This window comes from Bacillus sp. 0909A, from assembly GCF_036765115.1.
GTDB lineage: Bacteria > Bacillota > Bacilli > Bacillales > Bacillaceae > Bacillus > Bacillus mojavensis.
Genome location: NZ_JBAIZU010000003.1, coordinates 225,851 through 237,493, shown reverse-complemented (window position 1 = coordinate 237,493; position 11,643 = coordinate 225,851). Strand labels below are relative to the sequence as shown.

Here is an 11,643-nt window from a genome sequence, read left to right as displayed (position 1 = left end):
GCCTTGAAATGAGGTGGCTATATGTCATTTGCATCGGAAACAAAAAAAGAATTAACGAACCTGGAAGTGAAGGATTGCTGCATTAAGGCAGAGCTGTCCGCACTTATCCGAATGAATGGATCTTTATCATTTGCTAACCGCCATCTCGTACTTGATGTTCAAACTGAAAATGCAGCGATTGCCCGCCGCATCTATACATTGCTGAAAAGACAATATGATGTGTCGGTTGATCTGCTGGTCAGAAAGAAAATGCGGCTGAAAAAGAATAACGTCTATATTGTGCGTTTTTCAGAGAATGCAAAGTTCATCTTAGAGGATTTAAAAATACTCGGCGAGAATTTTGTGTTTGAACGAAATATTTCAAAAGAGCTTGTCAAAAAGAGATGCTGCAAGCGTTCTTATATGAGAGGGGCATTTTTGGCGGGAGGTTCAGTCAATAACCCGGAAACCTCCTCGTACCATTTAGAAATTTTTTCTCTCTATAAAGAGCATAACGATTCATTATGTGAACTGTTAAATGAGTTCCAATTAAACAGCAAAACGCTCGAGCGGAAAAAAGGCTATATCACTTACTTAAAAGAGGCTGAAAAGATTACTGAATTTCTGAACGTGATCGGCGCACATAATTCGCTGCTGCGTTTTGAGGATGTCAGAATCGTCAGAGACATGAGAAATTCGGTTAATCGTCTTGTCAATTGTGAAACAGCCAACTTAAACAAAACCATCGGGGCTTCGCTCAGACAGGTGGAAAATATTAAATACATCGATGAAAGAATCGGCTTGGAGGCGCTTCCTGAAAAACTTCGGGAAATCGCGCAGCTGCGGATTGATTACCAGGAAGTGACGCTGAAAGAGCTGGGGGAAATGGTAGCGAGCGGGAAAATCAGCAAATCAGGGATCAATCACAGGCTGAGAAAACTTGACGAAATCGCAGAACAGCTGCGGACAGGGCAAACCGTCACTTTAAAATAACCGTAAAGAAAAGGGGAGATCTTATGGTTCAGCAGAAAGTGGAAGTTCGATTAAAGACAGGACTGCAGGCGCGTCCTGCTGCTTTGTTTGTACAAGAAGCAAACCGGTTTACGTCAGATGTGTTTCTTGAGAAGGATGGGAAAAAAGTAAATGCGAAAAGCATCATGGGGCTGATGAGCCTTGCGGTAAGCACAGGCACAGAAGTCACATTGATTGCCGAGGGAGAAGATGAACAAGAGGCGCTGGAAAAGCTTTCGGCGTATGTTCAAGAGGAAGTTTAGGTGATACAAAATGAGTGATTTTCTGAAAGACTGTTTTAAGAAAATCGGCTGGGAGAAGGATCATGTCAGCTTCGAGGATCTTCCCCTTTTTCTAAAAGCAATGGCGTACCGATACCCTTTTGAAAACCGGGCAGTTCTTGCAAAAGAGAATTATAAGGTAACCAAAGAAGAGCTTTGGCGCCGTCTGATCAAAGAACAACATGGGGGGCTATGCTACGACTTAAATGGTTTTCTTTACTATGTCTTACGTGACGCCGGTTTTCATGTGAAGCTCATTCGCGGTACAGTTTATGCAGGAAAACAAGAAGAGTGGGCATTAGAAGGAACCCATGCTGCAGTATTGCTGTCGGCTGAAAAGGGAGATTACATTGTTGATATTGGATTTGGCATCAACCTGGCGCTGGAGCCGATACCGCTTTCCGGAGAAACGGTACAATCTCCTGTGGGGGCCTTCCGAATCAAGGAAAAAGCGACGGAAATGGGCACCCATCTTCTGTTGATGGACAAAGGAGAAGGCTGGCAAATCGGTTATGCCTTTACCCTTGAAGAGAGGGATCCCGGTGATTTAGATGACATGAAGGACCTGATTCATTCTCATGAAAAATCTCCTTTTAACAAATCACTGCTCGCCTCAAAGTTGACACCGAACGGGCGGATGGTCATGTCAGACCGCCATTTTACGATTCATGAAAACGGCGGAGAAGGCCAAAAAAGTGACATCGCCCCTTCAGAGTTTGAAGAGAAATTAAACACTTATTTTTTGTAATGTGAAAAGCTTGCAGACATACTGCAAGCTTTTTCTTATGAACAAGTATTGATTACTACATCAAATGCATCTTCTGGGATATACAGTTTCTCCTTTTCATATTGATAAGGAATATGATTCTCTTTAAAGCACTCTTTGGTGTATTCAGTTAGTGAATCCCCAATTTCTATGTATTTCCCGGTATAGTTCGGCTGGCATGCTGAAAGAATTGACGTAATGGTCACAAGTAGCATGATTATCTTCATAATAACACCTACTTATTAAGAAATTTTTCCCTTTTTTCATTCTACCATAACGAATAGAAAAAGCCCGATTTACTATCCCCCACATGCTATAATAATTTTGGAATCTTCTAGAAAAATCACCGTGCTAGACATATAAGGGGGATAAATGTGTATCGGATCTTACTCGTGGAAGATGATGAACGGATTGCTTCATTGCTGGGCGGCCATCTTCAGAAATACGGATATCATATAAAAATAGCTGAAAAGCTGAATGACATAAAGGAAGAATTTGCGGAAATGAAACCGGATCTTGTGCTGCTTGATATCAACCTGCCTTTTTTTGACGGGTTTTATTGGTGCAGGCAAATCCGAACGATTTCCAATGCTCCGATTATTTTTATCTCGGCGCGGACTGATGAACTGAATCAGGTGATGGCGATTGAGAACGGGGGCGATGACTATATCACAAAGCCATTTCACTTAGAAGTCGTCATGGCCAAAATCAAAAGCGTGCTGCGCAGGACCTATGGTGAGTATTCTCCTTCTTTGTCCCAGGAATCAAGACTGGTGGAGCTTGGCGGTCTAACGATATATCCAGATCAATATGAAGCGGAGTGGAAGAACAGCCGGATCTCGTTTTCACAAAAAGAATTTCAGCTGCTTTCGATTTTCATAAGAGAGCACAAAAAAATTGTCTCGCGTGATGAATTGCTGGAGGCATTATGGGACGACGTTGATTTTGTTGATGATAATACATTAACGGTTAATGTCAATCGGCTGCGGAGAAAGCTGGAGAATGCCGGATTGAAAGACGCCATTGCAACCATAAGGGGGCAGGGCTATGTATTTGAAGTCAATCGGAAGGATGAGCGGGAGTGTTAAAGACTTATATCATCGACCGATTAGCCATTATTCTTTTTTCCTTATTAAGCATAGGTGCCGCCATGTTTATCGCATATTTAAGCATTATAGAGAGCGGTGCCGAGCCTGCTTCAGAAAATATGATATACATATGGGTCCTGCCTGGTGTCCTTTTGGCCGCTGGTTTTACTGCCGACTACATCCGGCAAGTGTCCTTTCTGGCATTTTTGAAAAAACTGGCCGATCAGGCACCCGCTTCGAATGACATAGGGCGGTCACTTGAAGCCCTCAAGCCAAGAACTAGAGAACAAGCCCTCTGGACAAACATGATTAACGCGCTTGGTGATCAATACGCGGGAAAGCTCTCACAATATATTAATAAACAAAAACAGCATTATACTTTTACGAATCAATGGATTCACCATATGAAAACACCCGTATCCGTCATCTCCTTAATGATTCAAGAAGGAAAGAACGGGACCGCTTCTTCCTTTCAGACTTTTTTAGAGGAACTGGAGGATGAAAATGAACGGTTTCGCCATGGGCTGGATATGATGCTGCAAACAGCCCGGCTGGAGGAGTTCGCTTTTGATGTAAAACCTGAAACCTTTGATTTGACAGAGCTTGTCCGCTCATTGATCAATCAGGAAAAACGGCAGTTTATTAAACGGCGGCTTTTTCCGAAATTACATGTACCGCCAAACGCCGTCCAGGTTTCCAGTGATCAAAAGTGGCTTTCCTTTGTTGTGGAGCAAATCCTTTTCAATGCCCTGAAATATTCAAAGCAAGGCGTTGGTGACCATATTACCATCCGGATTGAAACGCAAGGCCATGAGACACGTTTATCAGTTGCAGATGACGGTATCGGCATCCCGGCGCAGGATCTTCCCCGGATTTTTGATCCGTTTTTTACTGGTGAAAACGGGAGAAGCATGACACAGGCGACAGGAATGGGCCTCTATTTGGCGCAAGAGGTATGCAGCCAGCTGGGCCATAAACTGTACGCGCAATCAAAAGAGGGAGCGGGCACCGTGATGACAATCGTCTTTTCAAGTGACACTCTGGCGAATGTGACAGCATTGTAAGGTTCGAAAGCGTGATTGAAAGAAAGTTCGATGGGAGGCTGCTGACTTCCTTTTTATAATAAAGAAAAAAGGAGGATCAGAGGCATGAACGTACTGCAAACAACGAAGCTGTCAAAAACATATTATTCAAATAAAGGAACGATGTCATATCAGGCGCTTAGCGATTTTGATCTCAGTGTAAATAAAGGAGAGTTTGTCGGCATCATGGGGCCGTCGGGAAGCGGAAAAACCACGCTCCTGAATTTGTTGGCCACCATTGATAAGCCGACCCAGGGCGAGATGATGGTCAACGGCATTCAGCCGAAAACGTTAAAGGATCAAGACCTGGCTCTGTTTCGCAGAAGAGAGCTGGGCTTCGTCTTTCAGGACTTTAATCTGCTTGATACGCTGACGATTCGGGAAAACATCCTGCTTCCGCTCGCGTTGGACAAGGTAAAGCTGAGTGAAATGGAGAACCGCTTAGATGAACTGGCAGATACATTGCAAATCAAACATATTCTGGACCACCGTACGTACGAAGTGTCGGGAGGCCAGCAGCAGCGTGCGGCCTGTGCAAGAGCCATTATTCATAATCCGGCTCTGATATTGGCGGATGAACCGACAGGCAACCTAGATTCAAAATCTGCAAAACAGGTGATGAACACGCTGGCTCAGCTGAATGAAGAAAAGGAAGCAACGATACTATTGGTTACGCATGATGCCACAGCGGCAAGCTTCTGTAAACGAATCGTCTTTATTAAAGACGGAAAATTTTTTTCAGAGATCCGCAGGGGGACGAATCAGCAGGTGTTTTATCAAAGTATCCTAGATACCCTGAGTGTGTTGGGAGGCGATTTTCATGAATTTGAGAACCATCGCCCGTAAGAACATTATTGGGAATCTGCATAGATATGTTGCTTACTTTTTAAGCTGTGTGTTTGCCGTCTCGGTCTTTTTCGTCTTCACCTCTTTTATTTTTCACCCGGATGTGACGGAAGACAATGTGTATGGCGGAAGCCTTGTGAAAACGTGTTTGAGCGCGGCTCTTGTCGTCATCATCGTGTTTTGTATATTCTTTATTTCTTATTCAAATTCAGCGTTTCTACAGGCGAGAAAGAAAGAATTCGGCTTGTTTACACTGTTCGGAACATCAAAGCAGCAGCTCCGAAAGATGATTTATTATGAGCAGTCGCTGCTCTCTCTTGCGGCGATTGCGGCAGGTATTGGCACGGGGCTGTTATTTTCAAAACTGTTTTTTATGGTCATGACATGGATGCTCAGTGTGAAGGTCCCGATCTCGTTTGCGATTGTACCGAAAGCATTTGTGCTGACGGCGGTCGGTTTTCTTATATTGTTTCAAGTTCTGCTTATATTATCGCTGGGACAGATTCGCAAGCTTGAAATCATAGATTTGATTAAATCCGCTCAAAAACCTAAAAATCTACCGGCCTATTCAAAATGGCTCACTGTGCTGTCTTTGCTTTGTCTGGCTGGCGGTTATTATCTGTCTGCCACAGCCAATGCGAACGACATGGTGTTTCGTGTCTTTCCGATTTTGATTTTAGTGTTAATCGGCACATATTTCTTTTTTACACAAAGCAGTGTCGCGTTTTTCCGCATGCTGTACAAAAAGAAACACAGCTTTTACAAAGGAACCAATATCATTGTGCGTTCCAACATGATATTCAGGCTGAAAGATCATGCACGCATGCTGTTTTTAACCTCTGTGATCACGGCAGTCATTTTAACCGCTACAGGTGTGATCTATATGTTTTATGCTGATTTAGAAAGGCAGGAGGAGCAAAGCATTCCTCAATCTGTTGCCTGGGTGGAAAAAGACGCTTCCCGCTTTCAGGTTATGAAGCCTGAGACCGCTGAGAATACATTGAAAAAAGCAAATACTGAGATTAAATATAAGGTGAATGCCACAGGTATTCCTGTTACATTTCAATCAGACTTGCCGTATGGGAACAGGAAAGCGGAAGCAGAGGCCTTGCTGATTTCAGAGAAAATTTATAATCAAGTCGCAAAGGAAAAAGGTTTTCCTGTTATTCATGTACAAGAAAATGAAGCGTTTATCAATGTTCCGTTTCAAATGATGGTGAAAGATACGTACGGGGAAGGGGAAAAAGCAGCGTTTCATATGAAGTCAGGAAAATCACTTTCCTATGTCATGAAAAAGCAGCAAAACAAAGGGATATTGATGTCAGTCGACGGAGTCAGCCGTTTATTGGTTGTCAGTGAAAAAAGCTTTGACAGCCTGACACAGGAGGTGCCGCTGAAGGAGCAGATGAGAGTGGTAGGCTATGAGCTTGAGCATTGGAAGGAGACGGTGGACGTCTCTGAGAAGCTGGAAAGCATGGTGCCGAAAGAACATATATCTGATTTTCAAACGCGTGCTCCGAGTTTTCAAATGGTGAATCAGGGAGTCGCATTCATGCTGTTTATCGGTCTGTTTGTCAGCGTTCTGTTTTTTATCGTTCAAGGAAGCATGCTGTATTTGCGGATGTTTACTGAAATAGAAGATACGAGAGTGCAAGTGTTAGCATTAAAGAGAATGGGGATTACGGATAAAGAGATTCACTCCATCCTTGGTAGACAAATTGGATTTTTGTTCTTCGTCCCATTTATTGCGGGTACGATTCACGCCGGCTTTGCGTATGTAGCGTTAAGCAACATGCTGAATGCAAACTTATTTCTTGAAGCCGTGATTGTCATCTTCATTTATTTTGTGTTCCAGGCTGTTTATTATGTCGTCACTCGTCATATTTATAAGCGTGCTGTTCTTCAGCATATGTAATATGAAATCCGGTCTTCATCAGACCGGATTTTTTTTATTTACTGAAATTCTCTTGTCAGATTTTTCGGTGTTTCCCCTTTGATAGCTGCAATCATGTTTTCGGCGGCCTGTTTACACATATTGAAGCGCACTTTCGCTGTTGCTGAGCCAATATGCGGCAGCAAGGTGACGTTGTCAAGCTGCAAGAGCGGATTGTCTTTTGCGACAGGTTCTTCTTCGTACACGTCTAAACCGGCACCACGAATCCAGCCTTCTTGAAGAGCGCGGATGAGGGCTTTTTCATCAACTGTCTTTCCCCGGGAAATATTGACGAAAATTGCGGAATCCTTCATCAGTTTAAATTCGCGTTCCCCGATCATGTGATACGTTTCGTCAGTCAGCGGAGTAATCAGCAGAACAAAATCTGATTGCTCCAGGAGTGTGTCAAGCTCAGCGTATTTGGCGCCGATGCTTTCTTCAGTTTCTTGTTTGCGGTGGCGGTTATGATAAAGCACGTCCATATCGAAACCGAATTTGGCGCGTCTGGCCGCTTGCTCGCCGATTCTGCCCATACCGATAATGCCTAATGTTTGGTGATGGACGTCAATGCCGAAAAGGTCTTCTTCTTCAACCGTACCCCATTTACCGGCCCGGACGAAACGGTCAAGCTCAGCAACACGTCTGGCCGAAGAAAGAATTAAAGAAAAGGCCAGATCAGCCACTGTATCATCCAGTGTATAAGGTGTATGAGTGCCGACGACGCTTCTTTCTTTCATCGCTTCTATATCAAAATTATCATATCCGACGGATTGATTGCTGACGACCTTCAGCTTAGGAGCATGTTCAAGCAGCTCTCTGTTGATGGACGGCCCTGATGTTCCAGTCGTTAAAAGTCCTTCAGCATCTTTCATTTTCTCGAATAGCACCTCTTGTGGAAGTGTATCCTCCTGCCATATCTCATAACGGCAATGCTCACTAATCATGTGTTCAATCTCTTTAGGAATGGGTTTGGTGATAAATACAAATGGTTTCAACAAGGCTCCCCCTTTATGGCTGTTGTCTATTTTATTATATCGGAAAGAGATAGAAGTTAGAAATATTGCTGCGTTTGTTAAATTTCTGGTTCTTTTGAACTTAAAATGATTGCGATGAATGAAAAAATAGCAGCCTCTGCTTAAATAAGTTTTTTAATTATCTGAATTCGCCTATATTTTTTGTCAGACAAATCACCAAAATATCAGCAAAACCTGGATTATAGGATTCAATAAATATAAATTTTATTATCTTTGAAAGATATAAATGTTTATGTTTTTATTTTACAGTCCAATTAGATCGTCTTTTAATGAAAGCCTTTTCGCAGCCTGTTCCTATGCTATAATTCCTTACTGTAAGCTAGGCAAGAAGGCTTGCAAAATCATATGGATGGGAGATGAATTAAATGGTTTCTTTAACATCAATTTTGGAACACAATCAGCAGTTTGTCAGAGAGAAGAAGTACGAACCCTACAAAACGACAAAATTTCCTTCAAAAAAGCTCGTTATTGTTACCTGTATGGATACAAGACTCACAGAACTTCTTCCGCAAGCAATGGGGCTTAAAAACGGCGATGCTAAGATTGTAAAAAACGCGGGGGCCATCGTTTCTCACCCATTTGGAAGTGTCATGCGCAGCATATTGGTCGCCATTTATGAATTGCAGGCTGAAGAGGTTTGCATCATCGGCCACCATGAATGCGGGATGTCAGGCCTGAATGCGGCCTCGATTCTAGAAAAAGCAAAGGAACGCGGGGTAGAAGCAAGCTGCCTGAGTTTACTTGATAGCGCCGGATTAGATTTGAAAACCTGGCTGACCGGCTTTCACAGTGTGGAAGAAAGCGTTTCCCACAGTGTCAATCTGATCAAGAATCATCCGTTGCTGCCAAAAAAGCTGCCCGTTCACGGGCTTGTGATACACCCGGAGACAGGCAAACTTGACGTCGTGATTAACGGTTATGAAACTGAGTTCATAAAGACTAATTCATAAAGGGAGGTTTTAACAAAATATGCGATTCTCTGGGAGATTCAAGGGATACAATTTACAGAAATTTCAGAAAGACCTGATTGCAGGTATCGTAGTAGGAGTCGTGGCAATTCCTTTAGGTATGGCGTTTGCCATTGCCTCGGGAGTCGAGCCTGAATATGGGCTGTATACTGTTGTTGTGGCGGGGATTTGTATTTCTTTGTTCGGGGGATCTAAATATCAAATTGGCGGTCCGACAGGCGCGTTTGTACCAATTTTATTCGGTATCGTGATGCAGTACGGGCTGGAAAATCTGCTCATAGCGGGGTTTATGGCAGGCGTCATGCTGGTGCTGTTCGGATTGTTTAAGCTCGGCAAAATTATGAAGTACGTGCCGAAGCCAGTTATCGTCGGATTTACGGCTGGAATCGCCGTGTTAATCTTCACTGAGCAAATCGCTAATTTTCTCGGTTTGAAAAACGTAGAAAAACATGAGAACTTTCATCACAACATGTTTGAAATTGCACAGAAGCTCGGCACCTTTAACGGATATGCCATTTTGACAGCGGTCATCGGACTTGTCATTTTGCTTGTATCCGCCAAAGTGATGCCAAAGATACCCGGAGCTTTATTGGCTCTTCTCATTTCCACGCTTGTTGCGGTTGTGTTTTTCCCTGACCGCATGGCAACGATTGGCTCAACCTATGGAGAAATTCCTCGCCATTTGCCAGAATTTCAGTTTCCTGAGCTGACAATAGATAAAATGGTCATGCTGTTTCCGGCAGCGCTTGTCATCGCGCTTCTTGGCGGCCTCGAGTCCATATTATCCGCGATGGTTGCCGATAATATGAAAGGATCAAAGCACGACAGCAACAAAGAGCTTGTCGGCCAGGGAATTGCGAATATGGCCGCGCCGCTGTTTGGCGGAATCCCGGCTACCGGAGCGATTGCGCGGACGGCAACCAATATTAAAAATGGAGCGGTTTCACCTGTCTCAGGTGTCGTTCACGGCGTCGTGGTTCTTCTTGTACTGCTTGTATTCGCGCCTTATGCTTCCCACGTTCCGCTTGCAAGTATGGCGCCGATTTTGATGGTTGTCGCATGGAATATGAGTGAGCGGAAGGAAGTCGCAAACATGCTGAGACTGAAAAACGCCGATTCCTTCATTTTAGCCGCTACCTTTGTCCTGACGGTTCTGTTCGATTTAATCGTCGGTGTGGCGACCGGATTGCTGCTCGCATTTGTGTTCTTCATCAGAAGAATGAGCGAAGCGACCCGTATTCACAATCAGGAGTCTCATCCAGCTCTTGCGAAAGCGGCTAAGAGGGAGCAGGGGACAGATCCTTCGGTCAGCATGTACTCCATAGAAGGACCGCTGTTTTTCGGATCGATTGATTCACTTGAATCGTCACTGTTAGAGCATGTACAGAAAAAGCCGAAGACTCTCATTTTGCTCATGAATAAAGTGCATTACATGGATACATCCGCAGAAGCAGTGCTTGGGAACGTTATGAACCGAATTAAACGCCACAACGGAAAGCTGATGATTGTAGGGCTGCAGTCTCAGCCTAGGGAGCTGCTGCATAAAACAGGCCTATTTCACAAAATAGGGAAGCAGCATTTCTTTGATCATCATGATGAAATCACAGGGTGAAAAAAAACGGCCGACTGCGGCCGTTTTTTTTATGCATGCTCAAATCGTTTTGTCAGTTTTTCTTGGTGGGCTTTCATCACGTCACCTAATGAAACGCCGTACATATCAGCAAGGATGGCGATATTCCCGATGACGTCTCCCATTTCTTCAATCAATTCTTGTTTTTGCTCAGCTCGTGTCGATTCTTTCTCATCCGGCCGGTCTCTGCCGATTTCATACGCCCGGACAGCCCGTGCCAGCTCTCCGGCTTCCTCCATTAAAAACCCGACTCGAATAAACGGCCCGTATTCCGTCCAGCCCCTTTTTTCGTAAAACTCTTTCATCCATTTTTCAGCATCAGCCAGCTGCAACATCATTACTCCTGCATTCTTTATGTATTTCATATTGATATTATCACATGAAGGTGGGACAATATATAGTGTGTTTTTTTGAATGTTAACACGATATATAGATGCGGAGATGACAAGATGAAAACAATTTGTGTATTTGCGGGCTCAAACCCGGGGGGAAATGAAGCGTATAAAAGAAAAGCGACGGAGCTTGGCGTGTATATGGCAGAGCAGGGAATCGGCCTGGTATACGGGGGCTCTCGTGTAGGTTTGATGGGCGCGATTGCCGATGCGTTAATGGAAAACGGCGGCACTGCAATTGGAGTGATGCCGAGCGGCCTGTTCAGCGGAGAGGTTGTCCATCAAAATCTGACAGAGCTGATTGAAGTCAACGGCATGCATGAACGAAAGGCAAAAATGAGCGAACTGGCTGACGGCTATATCGCCATGCCTGGCGGTTTCGGTACATATGAAGAATTATTTGAAGTGCTTTGCTGGGCGCAGATCGGCATTCATCAAAAGCCGATCGGACTGTATAATGTCAACGGATATTTTGAACCGATGATGAAAATGATCAAATACAGCATTCAAGAAGGATTTTCTAACGACTCTCATCTTAAACTGATCCATAGCTCTTCACGGCCCGATGAGTTAATTGAGCAAATGAAGAACTACTCATATCCGATTTTAGAGAAAAAGTGGACAGAAATTTAG

General features: G+C 43.9%; 13 protein-coding genes. 10 read left to right on the top strand and 3 right to left on the bottom strand.

Annotation, left to right across the window (positions count from 1 at the left end; all coding sequences use genetic code 11):
* The first annotated feature begins 21 nt into the window (after nt 1-21).
* The 3 genes from whiA to V6D42_RS11420 are packed head-to-tail and all read left to right on the top strand — an operon-like array spanning nt 22 to nt 2,019.
* Nucleotides 22-972 carry a DNA-binding protein WhiA gene (gene whiA, locus V6D42_RS11430; RefSeq protein WP_010331998.1) on the top strand — a complete coding sequence of 317 codons (951 nt, stop codon included), beginning with the start codon at nt 22-24 and terminating at the stop codon, nt 970-972.
* A 23-nt stretch (nt 973-995) separates the two neighbouring features.
* Nucleotides 996-1,253, top strand: a complete 258-nt coding sequence (locus V6D42_RS11425; protein WP_024122965.1) for an HPr family phosphocarrier protein — start codon at nt 996-998, stop codon at nt 1,251-1,253.
* Nucleotides 1,254-1,263: 10 nt separating this feature from the next.
* Nucleotides 1,264-2,019, top strand: coding sequence for an arylamine N-acetyltransferase family protein (locus V6D42_RS11420; protein WP_333513304.1), 756 nt, complete (start codon nt 1,264-1,266; stop codon nt 2,017-2,019).
* Nucleotides 2,020-2,054: 35 nt separating this feature from the next.
* On the opposite strand, the gene V6D42_RS11415 is transcribed toward V6D42_RS11420, so the two are convergent.
* Nucleotides 2,055-2,264 (bottom strand): hypothetical protein, encoded by a 210-nt coding sequence (locus V6D42_RS11415; RefSeq protein WP_333513303.1) that lies wholly within the window; start codon nt 2,262-2,264, stop codon nt 2,055-2,057.
* 147 nt (nt 2,265-2,411) lie between these two features.
* Here V6D42_RS11415 and V6D42_RS11410 point away from each other — a divergent pair, with 147 nt between their 5' ends.
* The 4 genes from V6D42_RS11410 to V6D42_RS11395 all read left to right on the top strand — a co-directional run bounded on the left by V6D42_RS11410 (nt 2,412) and on the right by V6D42_RS11395 (nt 6,968).
* Nucleotides 2,412-3,125 (top strand): response regulator transcription factor, encoded by a 714-nt coding sequence (locus V6D42_RS11410; protein WP_326218424.1) that lies wholly within the window; start codon nt 2,412-2,414, stop codon nt 3,123-3,125.
* On the top strand, nt 3,119-4,189 hold the full coding sequence (locus V6D42_RS11405; RefSeq protein WP_333513302.1) for a HAMP domain-containing histidine kinase: 1,071 nt from the start codon (nt 3,119-3,121) through the stop codon (nt 4,187-4,189). Before V6D42_RS11410 ends, V6D42_RS11405 begins: the two co-directional genes overlap by 7 nt.
* Nucleotides 4,190-4,273: 84 nt before the next feature.
* The gene (psdA, locus tag V6D42_RS11400) at nt 4,274-5,053 is read left to right on the top strand and encodes a lantibiotic ABC transporter ATP-binding protein PsdA (protein ID WP_333513301.1); all 780 of its coding nucleotides are present in this window, start codon (nt 4,274-4,276) and stop codon (nt 5,051-5,053) included.
* Entirely contained in the window at nt 5,028-6,968 is a 1,941-nt protein-coding gene (locus V6D42_RS11395; protein ID WP_333513300.1) for an ABC transporter permease, read from the top strand. Before psdA ends, V6D42_RS11395 begins: the two co-directional genes overlap by 26 nt.
* Nucleotides 6,969-7,006: 38 nt before the next feature.
* Here V6D42_RS11395 and V6D42_RS11390 read toward each other — a convergent pair whose 3' ends face one another.
* Nucleotides 7,007-7,984: a 2-hydroxyacid dehydrogenase gene (locus V6D42_RS11390; RefSeq protein ID WP_333513299.1), complete on the bottom strand. Its 978-nt coding sequence runs from the start codon at nt 7,982-7,984 to the stop codon at nt 7,007-7,009.
* A 401-nt stretch (nt 7,985-8,385) separates the two neighbouring features.
* Here V6D42_RS11390 and V6D42_RS11385 point away from each other — a divergent pair, with 401 nt between their 5' ends.
* Nucleotides 8,386-8,970 carry a beta-class carbonic anhydrase gene (locus V6D42_RS11385; RefSeq protein WP_095712951.1) on the top strand — a complete coding sequence of 195 codons (585 nt, stop codon included), beginning with the start codon at nt 8,386-8,388 and terminating at the stop codon, nt 8,968-8,970.
* 19 nt (nt 8,971-8,989) lie between these two features.
* Nucleotides 8,990-10,600, top strand: coding sequence for a SulP family inorganic anion transporter (locus V6D42_RS11380; RefSeq protein ID WP_168748821.1), 1,611 nt, complete (start codon nt 8,990-8,992; stop codon nt 10,598-10,600).
* 29 nt (nt 10,601-10,629) lie between these two features.
* Here V6D42_RS11380 and V6D42_RS11375 read toward each other — a convergent pair whose 3' ends face one another.
* Nucleotides 10,630-10,950: a MazG nucleotide pyrophosphohydrolase domain-containing protein gene (locus V6D42_RS11375; protein WP_010331987.1), complete on the bottom strand. Its 321-nt coding sequence runs from the start codon at nt 10,948-10,950 to the stop codon at nt 10,630-10,632.
* Nucleotides 10,951-11,067: 117 nt separating this feature from the next.
* On the opposite strand from V6D42_RS11375, the gene V6D42_RS11370 reads away from it, so the two are divergent.
* Nucleotides 11,068-11,643, top strand: coding sequence for a TIGR00730 family Rossman fold protein (locus V6D42_RS11370; RefSeq protein WP_010331986.1), 576 nt, complete (start codon nt 11,068-11,070; stop codon nt 11,641-11,643).